This is a genomic window from Rhizobium leucaenae USDA 9039, assembly GCF_000426285.1.
GTDB lineage: Bacteria > Pseudomonadota > Alphaproteobacteria > Rhizobiales > Rhizobiaceae > Rhizobium > Rhizobium leucaenae.
Map to the genome: position 1 here is coordinate 24382 of NZ_AUFB01000009.1, position 19050 is coordinate 43431.

18 protein-coding genes are annotated in these 19050 nt (G+C 59.6%); 13 read left to right on the plus strand and 5 right to left on the minus strand.

Features of this window, described 5'->3' with window-relative positions:
• Nucleotides 1-85: 85 nt before the first annotated feature.
• Nucleotides 86-1438, minus strand: coding sequence for an ATP-binding protein (locus K290_RS0115330; protein WP_028752734.1), 1353 nt, complete (start codon nucleotides 1436-1438; stop codon nucleotides 86-88).
• Entirely contained in the window at nucleotides 1435-2094 is a 660-nt protein-coding gene (locus K290_RS0115335; protein WP_028752735.1) for a response regulator, read from the minus strand. Before K290_RS0115335 ends, K290_RS0115330 begins: the two co-directional genes overlap by 4 nt.
• 232 nt (nucleotides 2095-2326) lie before the next feature.
• Here K290_RS0115335 and K290_RS0115340 point away from each other — a divergent pair, with 232 nt between their 5' ends.
• The 9 genes from K290_RS0115340 to K290_RS0115380 all read left to right on the plus strand — a co-directional run bounded on the left by K290_RS0115340 (nucleotide 2327) and on the right by K290_RS0115380 (nucleotide 12136).
• Entirely contained in the window at nucleotides 2327-2782 is a 456-nt protein-coding gene (locus K290_RS0115340; protein WP_028752736.1) for an RbsD/FucU family protein, read from the plus strand.
• A 56-nt stretch (nucleotides 2783-2838) separates the two neighbouring features.
• Nucleotides 2839-3792: a sugar-binding transcriptional regulator gene (locus tag K290_RS0115345; RefSeq protein WP_028752737.1), complete on the plus strand. Its 954-nt coding sequence runs from the start codon at nucleotides 2839-2841 to the stop codon at nucleotides 3790-3792.
• 149 nt (nucleotides 3793-3941) lie between these two features.
• A complete protein-coding gene (locus K290_RS0115350; protein WP_028752738.1) occupies nucleotides 3942-5258 on the plus strand; it encodes an ABC transporter substrate-binding protein in 1317 nt (438 codons plus the stop codon).
• Between the two features lie 146 nt (nucleotides 5259-5404).
• Nucleotides 5405-6277 carry a carbohydrate ABC transporter permease gene (locus K290_RS0115355; RefSeq protein WP_028752739.1) on the plus strand — a complete coding sequence of 291 codons (873 nt, stop codon included), beginning with the start codon at nucleotides 5405-5407 and terminating at the stop codon, nucleotides 6275-6277.
• A gap of 1 nt (nucleotide 6278) precedes the next feature.
• Nucleotides 6279-7121, plus strand: a complete 843-nt coding sequence (locus tag K290_RS0115360) for a carbohydrate ABC transporter permease (RefSeq protein ID WP_028752740.1) — start codon at nucleotides 6279-6281, stop codon at nucleotides 7119-7121.
• 11 nt (nucleotides 7122-7132) lie between these two features.
• Nucleotides 7133-8131, plus strand: a complete 999-nt coding sequence (locus K290_RS0115365) for an ABC transporter ATP-binding protein (RefSeq protein ID WP_028752741.1) — start codon at nucleotides 7133-7135, stop codon at nucleotides 8129-8131.
• A 146-nt stretch (nucleotides 8132-8277) separates the two neighbouring features.
• Nucleotides 8278-9759 (plus strand): mannitol dehydrogenase family protein, encoded by a 1482-nt coding sequence (locus K290_RS0115370; RefSeq protein ID WP_028752742.1) that lies wholly within the window; start codon nucleotides 8278-8280, stop codon nucleotides 9757-9759.
• 98 nt (nucleotides 9760-9857) lie between these two features.
• Nucleotides 9858-10532, plus strand: a complete 675-nt coding sequence (locus K290_RS0115375; protein ID WP_028752743.1) for an HAD family hydrolase — start codon at nucleotides 9858-9860, stop codon at nucleotides 10530-10532.
• A 20-nt stretch (nucleotides 10533-10552) separates the two neighbouring features.
• Complete coding sequence (locus tag K290_RS0115380) at nucleotides 10553-12136, plus strand: FGGY-family carbohydrate kinase (RefSeq protein ID WP_028752744.1); 1584 nt, start codon at nucleotides 10553-10555, stop codon at nucleotides 12134-12136.
• 37 nt (nucleotides 12137-12173) lie between these two features.
• Here the strand turns inward: K290_RS0115380 and K290_RS0115385 are convergent, their stop codons facing one another.
• The gene (locus tag K290_RS0115385; RefSeq protein ID WP_028752745.1) at nucleotides 12174-13025 is read right to left on the minus strand and encodes a MurR/RpiR family transcriptional regulator; all 852 of its coding nucleotides are present in this window, start codon (nucleotides 13023-13025) and stop codon (nucleotides 12174-12176) included.
• Between the two features lie 255 nt (nucleotides 13026-13280).
• Here K290_RS0115385 and K290_RS0115390 point away from each other — a divergent pair, with 255 nt between their 5' ends.
• Nucleotides 13281-13994, plus strand: coding sequence for a sulfate transporter family protein (locus K290_RS0115390; protein ID WP_028752746.1), 714 nt, complete (start codon nucleotides 13281-13283; stop codon nucleotides 13992-13994).
• A 23-nt stretch (nucleotides 13995-14017) separates the two neighbouring features.
• Here the strand turns inward: K290_RS0115390 and nth are convergent, their stop codons facing one another.
• Nucleotides 14018-14791 (minus strand): endonuclease III, encoded by a 774-nt coding sequence (gene nth / locus K290_RS0115395; RefSeq protein ID WP_028752747.1) that lies wholly within the window; start codon nucleotides 14789-14791, stop codon nucleotides 14018-14020.
• A gap of 22 nt (nucleotides 14792-14813) precedes the next feature.
• Here nth and K290_RS0115400 point away from each other — a divergent pair, with 22 nt between their 5' ends.
• Together K290_RS0115400 and K290_RS0115405 are read left to right on the plus strand one after the other, a co-directional pair.
• Nucleotides 14814-15317, plus strand: a complete 504-nt coding sequence (locus K290_RS0115400) for a DUF2244 domain-containing protein (RefSeq protein ID WP_028752748.1) — start codon at nucleotides 14814-14816, stop codon at nucleotides 15315-15317.
• 145 nt (nucleotides 15318-15462) lie between these two features.
• Nucleotides 15463-16335, plus strand: a complete 873-nt coding sequence (locus K290_RS0115405) for a methylated-DNA--[protein]-cysteine S-methyltransferase (RefSeq protein ID WP_028752749.1) — start codon at nucleotides 15463-15465, stop codon at nucleotides 16333-16335.
• Nucleotides 16336-16510: 175 nt separating this feature from the next.
• On the opposite strand, the gene K290_RS0115410 is transcribed toward K290_RS0115405, so the two are convergent.
• Complete coding sequence (locus K290_RS0115410) at nucleotides 16511-17500, minus strand: sugar-binding transcriptional regulator (RefSeq protein ID WP_028752750.1); 990 nt, start codon at nucleotides 17498-17500, stop codon at nucleotides 16511-16513.
• 497 nt (nucleotides 17501-17997) lie between these two features.
• Here K290_RS0115410 and tal point away from each other — a divergent pair, with 497 nt between their 5' ends.
• A complete protein-coding gene (gene tal / locus K290_RS0115415; protein ID WP_028752751.1) occupies nucleotides 17998-18963 on the plus strand; it encodes a transaldolase in 966 nt (321 codons plus the stop codon).
• Nucleotides 18964-19050: the final 87 nt, after the last annotated feature.

Here is a 19050-nt window from a genome sequence, read left to right on the forward strand (position 1 = left end):
TGGCCTGCAGGAAACGTCCTGCGCTTGCTCGCACCCTTTGCCGGTCTTTGCAAGACCAATCCGCGCGATGCCAGTCTCGGCGTGCTCAGGCTTCCGGGGGAGTGATCCTGGCCTCAAAACCGTCCACCTGACCAGTTGCGGGGGACAGGAGATCGAGGCGGCCGCCGATCTGCGCAACGATGCGCTCGGCGATGGCAAGGCCGAGACCGGAGCCGGAGGCTTTCGTCTTGCCGCGCCAGAAGCGTTTTTTCAGATCGGCCAATTCCTCTTGCGACAGCACATGGCCGCCATTCAGAATACGGATCGTTCCTGCCCGGTCGATCCTGACGGTCACCTCGTCATCGGTCGGGCCATGAATCAACGCGTTTTCGATGAGGTTGCGCATAGCGATGGCGAAGGCATCGATATCGACGTTGCGGATGAGCTTTCCGTCCACCTCGTTCTCGAGGAGGATGCGGCCTGCCGTACCCGTATCCCGGTCATAATCGCCGATGACTGTTTCGATGACGGTGATTAGATCGGCCGGTTTGTCGCCGGTGCCAATACCGGCCTGGGCGCGGGAGAGCTGCAGCAGCTTTTCCGCCAGGCGCCCGAGATTGGTGAGCGAAGTCTCGATCCGCCCGGCGCGCTCGGTGAGCGGCCCTTTCGGCAGTTCGGCGATCAGGCGCTGGGTCTGCGCGAGCGCGCCGGCGATCGGCGTGCGCAGTTCATGGGCGCTGTTGGCGGTGAATTCGCGCTCGGCCTCGAGCGCGGAGCGCAGGCGGCCCAGCAATAGATTGACAGAGCGACCTATCGGCTGGAGTTCGCGCGGCAGCGTGTCGCTCTCCAACGGGGCCATATTGCCGCCGTCCTTGGTGGCGATTTCCGATCGCAGCCGATCGATCGGCCGAAGCGAGCGGCCGACGATGAACCAGATCGCGACGATGCTGCCGGGGATGAGCGCGAGCAGCGGCCAGAGCAGGGCGACGCCACTTTCGCGCGACGCTTCCCGGCGGTTCTTGAAGGCGTCGGCGACATGCAGGAAGAGCGAGCCGTCAGAGGAGGATTCGGTGTAGATTCGGTATTTCGGCGTGTTGTGGAAACCGATCTTCAGAGGCACGTCGTAGGGCGTTTTCGGTGCATCATGGGAGTGCAGGATGAGCTTGCCTGTCACGTCGAGCACCTGGTAGGTCAGATATTCCTTGTTAAGTCCCCTCTCCATATTTTCGAGGGTTTGCGGGTCTGCAGAGGGATCGCGATCGGCAAGATCGTCGACCACAAGCGGCATCAGCCGCTGAGCGGTTTCCTGCAACGCGCCATCGAAAGTCTCGGAGAGCTCCTTGTTGACCACATAGACGCCGATGCCGACGGCGATCAGCCAGAACAGGACGACCGTGCCGGTCAGCGCCGCGATCAGGCGGCGGGTGATGCTGGTGCGGTTGAGACCCTTGCGCGTCATCGTTCACCCAGGCAGTAGCCGACGCCGCGGGCCGTGCGGATGCGGTCCTTGCCGATCTTCTTGCGCAGGCGGCTGACATAGACCTCCACGGTGTTGCTTTCGATTTCCGAACCGAAGGCATAAAGCGCTTCTTCGATCTGGTCCTTCGAGACGATGGCGCCCGGCCGCGCAACAAGTAGATCGAGGACGGCCCATTCCCGCCCGGTCAGCACGATATCCTTGCCGGAAAGCGTGATGCGCCGTTGCGGCAGGTCGATTTCGAGATCGGCAAAACGAACGGTCGGCTGCGGGCTGCCGCTGTAACGGCGGGCCACCGCCATGATGCGGGCCGTAAGCTCGCCGAGATTGAAAGGCTTGACGAGATAATCGTCGGCACCGCTGTTCAGGCCTTCGATACGGTCGGAAATCTGGTCGCGGGCGGTCAGAATGATGACGGGCGTCTCGTCCGGTTTGCGGCGCAGTTTCTTGAGGAAATCGATGCCAATGCCGTCGGGAAGCTGAAGGTCGAGTAGGATGAGGCCGTAATGTACGGCGCTGGTCACCTCTGCCGCATCGGCAAGGTTTTTCACCCAGTCGATCGCATGTGGGGTCGCAGCGATATGGTCGCGAACCGCGCCCCCGATCGTATCGTCGTCTTCGACCAGAAGAATCCTCACCTGTCCCTCGCAACCATAGTCGGCGCATCAGTTAATGCCGACGCACCTATCTGGTCAATAAAGGCCGAAATAAGCCACAAAGAGAAGCGCAGTTCTTATCCCTGACTTCTCCGGCCGAGAACGTTCACGATGACTATGGACAGAGATCGGAGCCGCGATTACTTCTTTGCTCTCAATAAGGAGAGCGGCCGTCGGAACTGCCGCTGATCGAAGACCTTGAGGAGACTCGTTCATGCTAAAGGGAATTTCACCGCTATTGAATGCGGATGTGCTGCATGCGTTGAAATCGATGGGGCATGGCGACATGCTGGCGATCGTCGATACGAATTTTCCGGCCGATGCGATTGCACGCCAAACGAGGCTCGGCCATCTTTTGCGGATCGACAATGTATCGGCTGCCGAGGCTGTCGCAGCGGTGCTGTCGCTGATGCCGCTGGATACGTTCATCACCGATGCGGCAGGCCGAATGGAAGTGGTCGGCGCGCCCGATGAAGTGCCGCAGGTCCAGCAGGAAGTGCAGGCGGCGATCGATCGCGCCGAGGGCAAGCACTGGCCGCTGACGCCGGTCGAGCGCTTTGCTTTCTATGAACGGGCAAAAGCCGCCTATTGCGTGATCCAAACCGGCGAACGCCGCTTCTATGGCTGTTTCACCTTGACCAAGGGCGTCATCCCGCCGGAAACTGAGTGACGTACCGCACTGGCGCCGTATCGGGTTAAGCGGTGCTGCTTTCGCAGAGGAATGTGATGGTCAGGAAGTTGGATTCCCAGGGGCGGCTTGACGATGCGGCGCGGGCCGGCTGGCTGTACTACGTAGCCGGGCGGACGCAGGACGAGATCGCGATTGCCATGGGAATCTCCCGGCAATCGGCACAGCGGCTGGTCTCGCTCGCGGTTGCCGAAAGGCTGATCAAGGTTCGGCTGGACCATCCGATCGCCGCCTGCCTCGAATATGCGGTGGCGCTGCGGGAAAAATTCAAGCTCAGGCATGTCGAAGTGGTGCCGAGCGATCCTGACGGAACATCCTCCACGGTCGGTATCGCCGAAGCCGGGGCCGCCGAAATCGAGCGTTGGCTGAAGCGCAGCGACCCGATCGTGCTGGCGATCGGCACCGGCCGCACGCTGAAGGCTGCGGTCGATCAGCTACCGGCCATCGAATGTCCGCAGCACCGGATCGTATCGCTGACCGGCAATATCGGTCCGGATGGCTCGGCCGCCTATTACAATGTCATCTTCAGCATGGCCGACGCGATCAAGGCGCGGCATTATCCCATGCCGCTGCCGGTCCTCGTCTCTTCGGCGGAGGAGCGAGAACTTCTGCATGCGCAGGCACTGGTACGCTCGACGCTCGATATCAGCGCGCAGGCCGACGTGACTTTCGTCGGCATCGGCGAGATGGGCATCGAAGCCCCGCTTTGTCTCGATGGCTTTCTCGAGAGGGACGAGATGCTGGCGCTAATGAAACGCGGAGCGGCCGGCGAAATCTGCGGCTGGGTGTTCGACGGCGACGGCAAGTTGATGTCGGACGCTATCAACGACCGCGTCGCCAGCGCGCCGCTTCCGCCGCGCGAAGCCTCTTCCGTCATCGGAATTGCCAAGGGCAAACGCAAGTTCGAAGCCATTAAAGCGGCCGTTACCGGCCATCAGATCAATGGTTTGATCACCGACGAAGCGGCCGCTGAATTTCTGCTCAAAGACTGAGCAAAAAATAATCACACAAAAACAAAAGGATGAGCCGCATGTTCGGCACCGCAGCAATGAATCCGCATTGACATTTGGTCGCAAGCGGTGAGTAATTGCTCACGAGCAAAGCGAATGCTCATAGCTAGCTGATCTTCTGGGAGGAAGATATGAAATTGAAAACTTTCCTGCTGGGCGCGTGCTCCGCACTAATGTTTGCTGGGATGGCGTCCGCCGAAACCCTCACGATTGCCACCGTGAACAACGGCGACATGGTCCGTATGCAGAAGCTTACGGACGATTTCAAAGCTAAAAACCCCGACATTGACCTGCAGTGGGTCACGCTCGAGGAAAACGTATTGCGCCAGAAGGTTACGACGGACATCGCTACCAAGGGCGGCCAATACGACGTGCTGACGATCGGCACCTATGAAGTGCCGATCTGGAGTAAGCTTGGCTGGCTCGCGCCGCTCGACAAGCTTGCTGCCGACAAAAACTACGATGTGGATGACCTTCTCCCGGCTATCCGCAGCGGTCTGACGGTGGACGGCAAGCTCTATGCTGCGCCGTTCTACGGCGAAAGCTCGATGGTGATGTACCGCAAGGACCTGTTCGATAAGGCCGGCTTGAAAATGCCGGATGCGCCGACCTGGGATTTCATCGCCGATGCAGCCCGCAAGATCACCGACAAGGATCATGAAGTCTACGGTATCTGCCTTCGCGGCAAGGCCGGATGGGGCGAAAACATGGCTTTCCTGACGGCGATGTCGAACTCGTTCGGTGCTCGCTGGTTCGATGAGAAGTGGAAGGCACAGTTCGATCAGCCGGAATGGAAGGACACGCTCGACTTCTACGTCAAGCTGATGAAGGACGCCGGCCCTCCGGGCGCTTCGTCCAACGGCTTCAACGAAAACCTCGCTCTGTTCCAATCCGGCAAGTGCGGGATGTGGATCGACGCAACGGTCGCAGCCTCCTTCGTTTCCGACCCGAAGGAATCGAAGGTTGCCGACAAGGTTGGCTTCGCTCTGGCGCCGGACAAGGGCCTCGGCAAGCGCGGCAACTGGCTCTGGGCTTGGAGCCTGGCGATCCCGGCATCTTCGAAGAAGACCGAAGCTGCTGAGAAGTTCATCTCCTGGGCAACCGGCAAGGACTACATCAACCTTGTTGCTCAGAAGGAAGGCTGGCTGAATGCACCTCCCGGCACTCGCGCGTCGCTCTATGCGAATGCGGACTACCAGAAGGCAGCACCTTTCGCGAAGATGACGCTCGACTCGATCAACTCGGCCGATCCGACCCACCCGACCGTCAAGCCGGTCCCGTATGTCGGCGTCCAGTTCGTCGCTATCCCTGAGTTCCAGGGTATCGGCACCGCCGTCGGCCAGCAGTTCTCTGCTGCCCTTGCCGGCCAGATCTCCGTCGATCAGGCGCTCAAGTCGGCACAGCAACTGACCAGCCGTGAAATGACCAAGGCTGGCTATCCGAAATAAGAAACCTCCCAAGGTATGAAGGGGCGCGTCTCGCAGCGCTCCCCTTCCTTCAGGTCGCCGAGTGTCCGAACTGCTCTTCGGCGGCCTCTTTTATTTCAGCCGGTCCGCGGCCACTCTCCCTGCTAAAAGATAGGTCGGTACTTGCCATGGCAACGTTACACACCCGTTCTACCGCACGCGCCATGATGGCGCCCTCGGTTTTGCTTCTCTTCGCGTGGATGATCGTCCCGCTGGTCATGACGATCTATTTCTCGACGCTGAACTACAATCTCATGTCCCCCGGTGCGCATGACTTCATCGGGTTCTTGAATTACGAATATTTCGTCACCGACCCCGCCTTCTGGAATTCGCTTGTCGTCACCATTCTGCTCGTGGTCGGCGCGTTGATCATCACGGTGGTCGGCGGCATTGCTCTCGCGCTCCTTCTTGATCAGCCGATCTTCGGCCAGGGCATTGTGCGCATGCTGGTGCTAGCGCCCTTCTTCGTCATGCCGACGGTCGCCGCCCTCATTTGGAAACACATGTTCATGAACCCGGTGAACGGGCTTCTGGCATATCTTTTCAAGCTTTTCGGGCTCGATCCGCTGACCTGGCTGGAGACGATTCCGCTATTTTCGATCATCATCATCGTTGCCTGGCAGTGGCTGCCCTTTGCAACGCTCATCCTGCTGACGGCCTTGCAGTCCCTCGACGAAGAGCAGAAGGAGGCCGCCGAAATGGACGGCGCCGGCGCGGTATCGAAGTTCATCTACATCATCCTGCCGCATCTGGCGCGTGCGATCACGGTCGTCATCCTGATCGAGACGATATTCCTGCTCTCGGCCTTCGCCGAAATCCTGGTCACCACCAATGGCGGTCCGGGCACGGCAACGACCAACCTCACTTACCTGGTCTATTCGCAGCTCGTTCTGCAGCAGGACGTCGGCGGCGCATCGGCGGGCGGCATCATCGCCGTCATCCTCGCCAATATCGTCGCGATCTTCCTGATGCGCGCGGTCGGCAAGAATCTGGAGGCTTAAGATGGCACGTACTGTCTCAACCAAACGCAAGGTGGTCGTATCCGTCGCCGCATGGGTGGTGGCGATCCTGATCTTCTTCCCGATCCTCTGGACGTTCCTGACGAGCTTCAAGACGGAAGGCGACGCCATCGCCTCGCCTCCGCAATTCCTTTTCTTCCATTGGACGCTGGAGAACTATTTCGAGGTGCAATCGCGCTCGAACTATTTCCTCCACTTCGGCAACTCGGTCCTCATCGCCTTCGGCTCGACGATCCTCGGTTTGCTCGTCGCCGTTCCGGCTGCCTGGGCCATGGCCTTCTCGCCGACCAAGCGCACCAAGGACGTGCTGATGTGGATGCTGTCCACCAAGATGATGCCGCCGGTCGGCGCCTTCATCCCGATCTACCTGCTGTTCCAGGCTTTCGGCCTGCTCAACAATCAGTTCGCCAGCCGCCTCGGCATGGTCGTCGTGCTGATGCTGATCAACCTGCCGATCATCGTCTGGATGCTCTATACCTACTTCAAGGAGATCCCCGGCGAGATTCTCGAAGCGGCCCGTATGGACGGCGCGTCGCTCGCCAAGGAGATCATCTATGTGCTCACCCCGATGGCGATCCCAGGCCTTGCCTCGACGATGCTTCTGAACATCATCCTCGCATGGAACGAGGCCTTCTGGACGCTGAACCTCTCCGCAGTCGACGCAGCGCCGCTCAGCACCTTCATTGCCTCTTATTCCAGCCCGGAAGGCTTGTTCTACGCCAAGCTTTCGGCGGCATCGACCATGGCGATCGCCCCGATCCTGATCCTCGGCTGGTTTTCGCAAAAACAACTCGTTCGCGGCCTCACCTTCGGCGCGGTTAAGTAAGGAAGAGAAACATGGGTAGCATTGTCCTTAAGAAGGTTTCTAAGGTCTTCGGCGAAGCCAAGGTCATCCCTTCCATCGACCTCGACATCAATGACGGCGAGTTCGTGGTGTTCGTCGGCCCCTCCGGCTGCGGCAAGTCAACGCTGCTGCGCCTGATCGCTGGCCTCGAGGATGTCTCCAGCGGCCAGATCCTGATCGACGGCAAGGACGGCACCAATCTGGCGCCCGCCGAACGCGGCCTCGCCATGGTGTTCCAGTCCTACGCACTTTATCCCCACATGAGCGTTCGCAAGAACATCGCTTTTCCGCTGAAGATGGCGAACATGCCGCAGGCGGAGATCGACAAGAAGGTGGCGGAAGCAGCACGTGTGCTGAACCTGACGGATTATCTGGAACGCAAGCCGCGCCAGCTCTCCGGCGGTCAGCGCCAGCGCGTCGCGATCGGCCGCGCCATCGTGCGCCAGCCTGCGGCCTTCCTGTTCGATGAGCCTTTGTCGAACCTCGACGCGGCATTGCGCGTCAACATGCGCCTTGAAATCAGCGAGTTGCACCAGCAACTCAAGACGACGATGGTCTACGTGACGCACGACCAGGTCGAAGCCATGACCATGGCCGACAAGATCGTGGTCCTGAACCGCGGCAATATCGAGCAGGTCGGTTCACCGCTCGAACTCTACCGCAATCCGCAGAACCTCTTCGTTGCCGGCTTCATCGGCTCGCCGAAGATGAACTTTGTCACGGGTGCCTATGCCCAAAACCTCGGCGCGCAAACGATCGGCGTCCGCCCGGAACACGTGCTGCTGTCGACCACCGAAGGCGACTGGCAGGGCAAGGTGAGCGTCGCCGAACACCTCGGCTCCGACACGTTCCTGCATATCGATGCCGACGGAATTGGCACGATCACGGCCCGCGGAACCGGCGACTTCCCGGCGCGCGCCGGCGATACGGTCTATTTGACACCCGATAAATCCCGCATCCACCGGTTCAACGAAAGGGGCCTGTCGATCTAGTCGAAGCCCTCGCCATGCCCGGCCCCACGCGGCATGGCGAATACCGTTCAAACCTGAGCCCGCATCGGGCGGGCCTAGGTCATCCTAGCCGGATGAGCCGTTCCCAATCCATCCGGAGCAGAAGACCTTTCAGAAGGACTTGAGACATGACGTGCAAATTATCGCTCGCAACCCTTCAGGAGGCGGCTGCAACGGCTGCCATCCCGACCTATGATCCAAAGTCACTGTCGGCGGGCATCGTTCATTTCGGCGTCGGCAATTTCCATCGCGCCCACCAAGCAATCTACCTCGATGACCTCTTCAATGCCGGCCAAGATCACAATTGGGCGATCATCGGTGCGGGCGTGCTGCCTTCGGACGCCGCCATGCGCGAAAAACTCGCGGCTCAGAATTTCCTGACGACGGTGGTCGAGCAGGACAATAATCGCACCGCCGCGCGCGTCACGGCCCCGATGATCGACATCCTGCCGGTCGGCGATGCCAAGGCCATCATCGCCAAGCTCGCCGATCCGTCGATCCGCATCGTCTCGATGACGATCACCGAAGGCGGCTATTTCATCGATGCCTCCGGCAAGTTCAACCCCGGCCATCCGGCGATCGTTGCCGACGGCCAGCACCCGGATGAGCCGAAGACGGTGTTCGGTCTGATCGTCGCTGGCCTCAAAGCCCGCAGCGCCGCCGGCCTGCAGCCGTTCACCGTCATGTCCTGCGATAACATTCCCCACAATGGCGGCGTCACCAAAGCCGCGGTCGTCGGCACGGCGAAGCTTTCGGACCCGGCCTTTGCCGACTGGATCGCCACCAATGTCGCCTTCCCCAACGGCATGGTCGACCGCATTACGCCGGCGACCGGCGCGCGCGAGATCGATCTCTTGAAGGAAGTCTTCGACATCGAGGACAACTGGCCGGTCTATTGCGAAGAGTTCAAGCAGTGGGTGCTGGAGGATAATTTTCCGGCAGGCCGTCCGGCGCTGGAAAAGGTCGGCGTCACGTTCGTACCGGATGTTACGCCTTACGAGCACATGAAAATTCGCATCCTCAATGGCGGCCATGCGGCAATTGCCTATCCGGCGGCGCTGATGGATGTGCATTTCGTGCACGAGGCCATGGAAGAGCCCTTGATCCGCGCTTATCTCGCGAAGCTCGAGAACGAAGAGATCATTCCCGTGATCCCGCCGGTGCCGAACACGGTGCTTGCCGATTATTTCAAGCTGATCGAGCGCCGCTTCTCCAATCCGAAGATTGCCGACACCATTCCGCGCCTGGCGCAGGACGGTTCGAACCGGCAGCCGAAGTTCATCCTGCCGTCGACGGCCGATCGTCTTCGCCGGAAGGAGGATGTCGTGGGCCTGGCGCTGGTTTCGGCGCTCTGGTGCCGCTACTTCGCCGGCACCACCGATAGCGGCAAGGATATCGTCTTCAACGATGCCAGTGCCGACCGGCTGCATGCTGCAGCGCTGAAGGCCAAGAACGATCCAAACGCCTTTCTCGTCTTCGACGATATCTTCGGCAACGTCGCCAAATCGGATCTCTTCCGCAGGCGCTTTGCCCACGCATTAAAAACGCTGTGGGAAAAGGGTACCCGCGCCACCCTGCAGCTATACCTCGATAACAAACTCGCGGAATAACTGTCCATCGGCCGGGGCGCCCTAGTCCCGGCCGAATTTTTATGGCCAAGCCTGCGTTTGAGAGACGCGACTAATAAAGGGTTCGGGCTGGATCTGCGATGACTGATGCGGAGAAGGGACTCGTAATCTTCGACTGCGATGGTGTGCTCGTCGACAGTGAGCCGCTGTCCGTCAGCGTGCTCATCCAGGCCATGCACGACGTCGGCGTGGATATGAGCGAGGAAGACATCTACAGCCGCTTCCTGGGCAAGAGCCTTGCTACGCTCGTCGATACGTTGGAGACCGAGTTCGATGTTTTCATCGACCAGGCTTTTCTCGATCGTATCCGCAACGACCTTTATGACCGCTTCCGGCAGGAATTGAAGCCGATCAATGGGGTTGCCGAGACGCTGGATGCGCTGACAACTCGGCGTTGCGTCGCGTCCTCCAGCCAGATAGAGCGCATCCGGTTGTCGCTCGGCGTTACCGGCCTGCTGCCGCGGCTGGAGCCGAATATTTTCAGCGCCAGCATGGTCAAGCGCGGCAAACCGGCGCCCGATCTGTTCCTTTATGCCGCCAAGCAGATGCAGGTCGCTCCGCAGGACTGCATTGTCATCGAAGACAGCCCGGCCGGGATTACGGCGGCAAGGGCGGCAGGGATGACGGTTTTTGCCTTCACCGGCGGTTCGCATGCCCATTCGCCGAGTTATCGGGCTGAACTGGAGCGGCTTTCTCCAGAAGTCGTGTTTGACGCAATGTCGGATTTGATACACCTTGTCCGCAGCAAGACGTAAGTGGATGGGGCCCCTGCTGTATGCGTGATCACGTGGTTGCGGTCGATATCGGCACTGGCAGCGCGCGCGCCGGCGTGTTCACATCACGCGGCGCCCTGCTGGGCAAGGGCGAACATCCGATCATCATGAACCGCCCGCGTGAAAATCACGCCGAGCACGATTCCGAAAACATCTGGGCCGCGGTCTGCACGGCGGTGCGGGCCGCCGTCACAGCCTCCGGCGTCGATGTGGCCGTCATCGGTGCCATCGGCTTCGACGCCACCTGTTCTCTGGTGGTGCGCGACACGGAGGGCAAGCCGCTGACGGTTTCGACCGGCGGCGAAGATCGGTTCGACACCATCGTCTGGCTCGATCACCGGGCGCTTGCCGAAGCGGATTTCTGCACGGCGACCAAGCATCAGGTTCTCGAACATTCCGGCCACTTCATGTCGCCGGAGATGGAGATGCCGAAGCTGATGTGGCTGAAGAAAAATCTGCCGCAGAGCTGGGCAAAGGCCGGCTATTTCTTCGACCTTGCCGATTTCATGACCTGGAAGGCTACGGGTTCGCTGGCACGCTCGCGCTGCACGCTGACCGCGAAATGGAACTACCTTGCCCATCGTCAGCCCGGCTGGCAGACGGATTTCCTCAATGTGATCGGTCTTGGCGATCTGCGCGAGCGCGGCAGCCTGCCGGAAGAGACCACTCCGGTCGGGGAAAGCGTCGGCACGCTGACTGCGCAAGCGGCGGAGGCCTTGGGGCTCGACCGCGAGTGCCACGTCGGCGCCGGCATGATCGACGCCTATGCGGGCGCGCTCGGCACGCTCGGCGGACATGCCGGAGACCTCAACGCGCTGGAGCATCAACTGGCGCTGATTGCCGGAACGTCGAGCTGCATCGTTTCCTTCTCGCGCGAACGCAAGCGCAGCACCGGCATGTGGGGACCCTACTACGAAGCCGTGTTTCCCGACACCTGGCTGGTCGAAGCCGGGCAATCGGCGACCGGTGCGCTGCTCGACTATATCGTCGGCATGCATGCGGCCGGCGGTGAACCGACAGCGGCATTGCACGACCGCATCGTCAAGCGCATCGCCGAACTTCGCGCCATCGAAGGCGACGCCTTTGCCGAGCGCATCCACGTTCTTCCGGATTTCCACGGCAATCGATCGCCGCTTGCCGATCCCCATGCGGTCGGCGTCGTCAGCGGCCTGACGCTCGATGCATCCTTCGACGGTCTCTGCCGTCTCTATTGGCGCACCAGTATCGGTGTCGCACTCGGTATTCGCCATATTCTTGAGAAGATGCATGACTACGGCTATGTGCCGGATACGCTGCATGTCGCCGGCGGTCATGTGAAGAATGCGGTCCTGATGGAGCTTTATTCCGACATTACCGGCTGTAAGGTGGTGGTGCCGAAGATGAATGAGGCGGTGCTCCTGGGAACGGCGATTGCGGCTTCCGTCTCCTGCGGCCTTTACGACAGCCTCGGTGCAGCCGGCGCCGCCATGTATCCCGGCGGTCACGAGCGCCTGCCCGACACGCGTAAGAAGACGATTTATGATCGCGATTACCGGCGCTTTCTTGCGATGTATCGTCACCGTGCCGAGTTGGAGTCCATGGAATAAGAAACGCCGAAAGGATTTCGGGCGTTCAAGCCGTGACTTACCGAAGTGGCGTATGGGCGAACATGCCTTCCAGCTCTTCGATCCTGTGGATGCGGCTCTCGGCCTCTTCGCCGGCCGCGTGAATGACGGCTGCGGCGAGGAATTCCAGGAGCGCCATCATTGCCGACAGATTTTCATGGTTGCCAGCGCGGAGCGGCGGCAGCGACAGCGTCATGTTGGCGAATTCATGCGCCCATTCGGTATATTGGCTGGTGATCAGCAGCACCTTGTAGCCGGAGCGGCGGGCAGAGCGCGCAAGCAGCCGCGAGACGACGAAGCGTGGCGAATCGACGATCACCACCAATGCGTCGTTCGACTGATGGCCGAGCAGCTCGATATAGCTGCCATTGGCGCCGTCGAGAAATTGCACATGGTCGCGAGCGAATGCGAGGCGGTTGCAGAGATGGCGGCCGAGGCTCGCGAGACTGAGATGTGCGGTGACGAAAACCTCGCTCGCCGACAATATCGTCGCGACCGCATCCAGCCATTGCGGCTGGGCGGTGAGATTGTAGATATGCTGCAGCATCTCGACCTGCTCGGCAATTTGGCCGGCAATCGGGCGGCCCTCGTTGGCGTCCTTCTGCAATTGTTCCAGAATGTTCGGCAGTTGCAGTGCCACCGGCGCCACATTTTCCCGCAGATGCACCTTGATGCCGTCCAGGCCCTGATAGCCGAGTGACCGCAGAAAACGCCCCACAGTCATCGGACTCAGTTCCAGCCTGTCGGCGACGGAAGAGGCGGTTTCAAAAGGCAGCTCGTTCAAGTGTTCGGAGAAATACTTGGCGATTCGACGCTCGGCAGGAGTGCCTGTTTTGATATATTGTCTAAGCTTTTGGCCAAGGTCTTCCAAATGTTGCGCCTCGTTGACGGTCTATCCGAAGTGTGATCGCGCCGAGCGTCGAAACAATCGGAGTGCTTGCAGATTTTGGATGGCCGCTAATCATGTTAGGTTGTTGTTTTTCATATGAAACACACAATATATTAGTGCGTACTTGATTACAACAATTCAAATGGGTGAGGGTTATTACGCGGTTGGCGGGAATATATTGATATATCTGCAATTACTACTTACATATCCGGCCACGACCAACGGGATATCGGACGAATGATCATCCATGCCGCGCGTCTTTCCATCGCCAATCTCTTTGCAGCCGAGACGCGCAAGGTTTTTTGGAAAGTTCTCGGGCTGACATTGCTGGCGCTCATCGCTCTCTGGTTCGTGCTGCGCAGCACCTTCATCGCCTTTGTATTGCCTTGGTTACAAAGCGTCATGCCGCCCGTACCGGATTGGACGAACTGGCTTACCTTTCTCCTCGCTGTTCTCGCCGGTCTCGGTTTGGCGCTGATCCTGGCGCTGCTGATCTCACCGGTAACGGCGTTGATCGCAGGGCTCTTTCTGGATGATGTCGCGGAGGTGGTGGAGAGGAGGGATTATCCGGGTGATGCGCCCGGAAAAGCTCTGCCGTTCGTTGCGGCGATGAAGAGTTCGCTGAAATTCCTCGGCGTTGTTGTGGCCGGAAACATCATCGCGCTGCTTCTGCTTTTCATTCCCGGTGTCAATCTCGTCGCTTTCTTCATGGTCAATGGCTATCTCCTCGGCCGGGAATTCTTCGAATTCGCAGCCATGCGCTTCCGGCCGCCGGAAGAAGCACGCCGGTTTCGCTCCCAATATGCCTTCACCGTCTTCCTTGCCGGTCTGGTGATCGCCGCCTTCCTCGCCATTCCCTTGGTCAATCTTTTGACCCCTTTGTTTGCGGCGGGAATGATGGTCCACTTGCACAAGCTGATTTCTCAGAAGGAAGCGGCTCGTCGCGGCTAAGCAAATGTTTGGCGATCACAGCTCTAATCGGCGGCGCCGATCAGTTGCGGCGGCAGTTCCATCAATGGCGCGGGGATATCGCAGGTCTTTTCCGGCGAGCGACAGAGATCGGCGATGACGCAGCGCTCGCATTCCGGCTTGCGTGCCTTGCAGACATAACGCCCATGCAGGATGAACCAGTGATGGGCGTGGTAGAGGTATTGGTTCGGGATCACCTTCATCAGCCGTTGTTCGACTTCGTCCGGCGTCTTGCCGGGGGCGAGCAGCAGGCGATTGGCGATGCGGAAAATATGGGTGTCGACGGCGAGCGTTGCCTGGCCGAAGGCCATGGAGAGCACGACATTGGCGGTCTTGCGGCCGACGCCCGGCAGCGTCATCAGCTCCTCGCGCGTCTGCGGCACCTCGCCGTCGAAATCCCGGATCAGTTTCTCCGAAAGTGCGACGACATTCTTCGCCTTGTTGCGGTAAAGCCCGATGGTCTTGATGTAGTCGCGGATACGCTCTTCGCCGAGATCAAGCATCTTCTGCGGCGTATCGGCGACCGCGAAGAGGGCGCGGGTCGCCTTGTTGACGCCGGCATCGGTTGCCTGTGCCGACAAAGCCACGGCAACCACGAGCGTGAAGGGATTGACATGCTCCAATTCCCCCTTCGGCTCGGGCCGCTGGACGGAGAAACGGCGAAAGATCTCTTCCAAATCCGCCTTGGAATAGAGGCTCTTGCGAGCCGGCTTGCGGCTCGCCGTCGCATTTGACTTTTTCGCGTTTTGCGCGCTGGATTTGATCTTGGGGTTTGCCATGAACGACCTATACTCAAGTCCTATGACCGAACGCAACGCCGATACCGCCATCGATGGCAGCAGGCCGGTCTTCGCCGCCGAATTGTTTCCTCATCGCTCATTGGGGCGAAGGGGATTCAAGGTGATGCTGATGCTGACCGGAGCGTTCTGCCTAATCTACGGCATCGTGTTCGTCATTCGCGGCGCATGGCCGATCGGCATCTTCTTCGGCGCCGATTTCATTCTGCTCTACGGCGCTTTTTGGCTGAATTATCGCTCGGGCAGGGTGCGCGAGGAGGTGACGGTGTCACGCACCAATGTCTCGATCCGAAAATTCTCGCCTTCGGGCCGCATGGTCGAGCATCGCTTCAATCCCTTCTGGACGCGGTTCCTCGTCCGCCGGCACAGCGAAATCGGCGTCGTTTCGATGCATGTCCGCGACAGAAGCCATGACACGGATGTCGGCTCTTTTCTCAATCCGGAAGACCGGGAGAGTTTTGCCAAAGCCTTCAAGCGGGCTTTGGCAACGGTGACGCAACGGATATAGATTGCTTGATGGGCGTGATCTTGTCCAAAAACCGCTTCACACTTTTCGCTGACGCGGTCCTTCGGTTCGGGATCACGCCCTTACGCAAGAAACGGGTGGTTTTACCCTTCTCTTCGTGGTGTTCTCCTTTTTAAGGAGAAAGATTATGAATGCTATCGCACAGTTGAAGACAGACATCACGCCGGAAGGACCGGATTATGATACCGTCCGCCGGGTGATCGAACTCATCACCGAGGATTATCGCGATCAGCCGTCATTGGAAACGATCGCCGAGCGGCTCGGACAATCGCCGACTCAATTGCAGAAGACCTTCACCCGCTGGGCCGGATTGTCGCCAAAGGCCTTCCTGCAGGCCGTAACGCTCGACCATGCCAAGCGGTTGCTGCGCGAGGAGGACCTGCCCTTGCTGGAAACCTCGTTTGAAGTGGGTCTCTCCGGTCCAAGCCGGCTGCACGATCTCTTCGTGACGCATGAGGCGATGTCGCCCGGCGAATGGAAGGCGAAGGGTGGCGGGCTGGTCATCCGCTACGGGTTCCACATCTCGCCCTTCGGCCTGGCGCTGATCATGGTCACCGACCGAGGCCTTGCCGGCCTTGCCTTCAGCGATTCCGGCGACGAGAAAGCCTGCCTTGAAGACATGACCTGCCGTTGGCCGAATGCGCAATATGTGGAAGACCTGCAGGCGACCATGCCCTATGCGGCGCGGATTTTCGAGCCATCGAAATGGTCGAGCGATCAGCCGCTGCGGGTCGTGCTGATCGGCACGGATTTCCAGGTGCGGGTCTGGGAAAGCCTGCTGAAGATCCCGATGGGGCGGGCGGTCACCTATTCCGATATCGCCAAAGATATCGGCCAGCCGACGGCGATGCGCGCGGTCGGCGCTGCGGTCGGCCGCAACCCCATTTCCTTCGTCGTCCCCTGTCACCGCGCGCTCGGCAAGAAAGGCGATCTCACCGGCTATCACTGGGGCCTGACGCGCAAGCGGGCAATGCTGGGCTGGGAAGCGGGGAAGGCGTGAGACACTTACCTTCTCTCCCGCGGGGAGAAGGTGCCCCGAAGGGGCGGATGAGGGGGCGTTACGAGGAGAATTTCCTTATTTATCGCTAGTCGATGTGGCGAACTATGCCGGTAACGCCCCCTCAACCCGCGCGTACCGCGCGACGTTCTCTCCGCGGGGGAGAAGGTAAATATCCTTAAGCCGCCTTCGCCATCGCCATCTGCAGCAGCTCTTTTGCCGCGCTTTCGTCCGTGATCAGCGTATTGCAGCCGATGCGCTTGATGGTGGCGCGGATCGCAAGGGCGCGGTGGGCGCCGCCTGAAGACAGTACGATGTGCTTGGCCTTCTTCAGCGTGTCGAGATCGACGGACATGACGCGTTTGTTGATCGGATGATCGACGGAGTTGCCCTCGGCATCGAGGAAATTGAACATGGTGTCGCAGACGCAGCCCGCGTCGATCAATTGATCCAGCACCTGCTTCGATATGAAGCCTTCCGACAGCGAGGTGGAGCGGGGGCCGATGTCGCCACAGCTCACGATGGCGAGATCGAGGCTTTCGGCCAGCCGGTAGATCGCCTCAAGACCGCATTTTTCAATGAGATTGCGTTTGGTCTCGACGGAATCGACCAAGAGCGGCGCGAGGAACATGTAGCATTCGGCGCCGAGTTGGCTCGCCAAACGCCAGGTATAATCAATGGGGTTGGTCTGCTGGACGGCGACGATGCCGCCGAGCAGGGAGACGACTTTGCAATTGTCGCGTCGCGGCGGGCGGAAGCTGGCGAGCGAGGCGGTCATCGTCCGGCCCCAGCCGACGCCGATCGTATAGTTGTCGGGGATTGCTTCAGTCAGGAACTGGCCGAGCGCAAGGCCGACGCTTTTCGCCTGAGCGTCGACGTCGCCGCCGGCAGGCGAGGGGACGACGATCGCCTCATCCAGCCCATAGGCGCGCTCCAACTTGATCGCCAATTCGACGCAATCGTCGATGCCTTCATTGATCCAGATCTGCACTTCGCTGCGACGCATCGCCTCGTCGAGCAGACGGATCACTGTGGTCCGGCTGATGCCGAGCTGTTCGGCGACATCCTTCTGCGTCAGGCCCTGATTGTAATAGAGCCACGCAGCGCGCAGCCTCAGAGACGCCGTCTCCGAATAGGCGGTATGTGTCCCGCGTCTGAGTTTGGCCACAGATCCTCCGGCAAGATTTTTACACGCCCTTTTATCTTAATGATCGCAAACGACAAAGGTTGCGGCGTTTGCACAGGACAGGGGCGGCAAGATCAGCTCTTCTACCGCCGATATTCTATGGCCTGAAACTTATGTCAATTGAAATGCACAAATGTCCTTGACTTTTCGCAGCGAGATTGATGATAGTCGCGGTGAGGAAGTCGGTCTTTGTCCAGTCGAGGAGGACAATGTGCGGGTGCGCAACCCTGGACATATTTCATTGGGCAGGATGCGATATAGTGCGCTCTGTTTCGGTGGAAAGCCTGATCCAGCAGGTTGTTTTTTCACTGCTTAGACCGCTCGCCGGAAATGGAACTTTCGCGCTTTTTCTCCCGTTACATACGCAAGGGAGAAAAGGTGCAATCCGCCTGCAGTTTCGTGTCGTCCATCGAACCGGACAGGATTCGCGCCGGTCCATAATCCCCAAAAATGGGCCAATTCAACAAGGATACGTAATCATGACATCCAAGCTTGACCAACTTCGCGCTATGACGACGGTCGTGGCCGACTCCGGCGATATCGAGGCGGTCGCCCGCTTGAAGCCGGTCGACTGCACGACCAATCCGACTATCGTCCTGAAGGCGCTCGGCACGCCGATGTTCGCCGATGCGATCAAGGAAGCCGTTGCCTGGGGCAAGAAGCAGGGTGGTACGCCGGACGCCGTTGCCGCTGCCGTGGCCGACCGTCTGGCCATCTCCGTCGGCGCCGCTCTCTCCGGGCTCGTTCCCGGTCGCGTGTCGACCGAAGTCGACGCCGACCTCTCCTTCAACACCGAAGGTTCGATCGCCAAGGCTCGGGCCATCATCGCGGCCTACAAGGAACGCGGCATCAGCCATGACCGCATTCTCATCAAACTTGCTTCTACATGGGAAGGCATCCGCGCCGCCGAAGTGCTGCAAAAGGAAGGCATCGACTGCAACCTGACGCTGCTCTTCAGCAAGGCCCAGGCCGTTGCCTGCGCCGACGCCAAGGTTTTCCTGATCTCGCCCTTCGTCGGCCGCATTCTCGACTGGTATAAGAAGTCAACCGGCAAGGAGTACACTCCGGAAGAAGATCCGGGCGTCATTTCCGTTCGCGAAATCTACAACTACTACAAGGCCAATGACATCAAGACGATCGTCATGGGCGCGTCCTTCCGCAGCGCTGGAGAAGTCGAAGCGCTGGCTGGCTGCGATCGTCTGACCATCAGCCCGAACCTGCTTGACGAACTATCCAAGGATGAAGGCAAGCTGGAGCGCAAGCTCTCGCCGGAAAACAAAACCTCCGTCTCCAAGATCTCCGTCGACGAAAAAACCTTCCGCTGGATGATGAACGAAGATGCGATGGCGACCGATAAGCTCGCCGAAGGCATTCGTGCATTCGCCAAGGACCTGATCGCCCTGCGCACTATGGTCGGCAAGGAACTGCAGCTCGCTGCTGCTTGAGCAGTTGGACTGACATGAACAAAGGGCGGCTATCGAAGGGTGGCCGCTTTTTTTCTTTTGCACTTCTTGCTGCAGCGTTTGGGGATA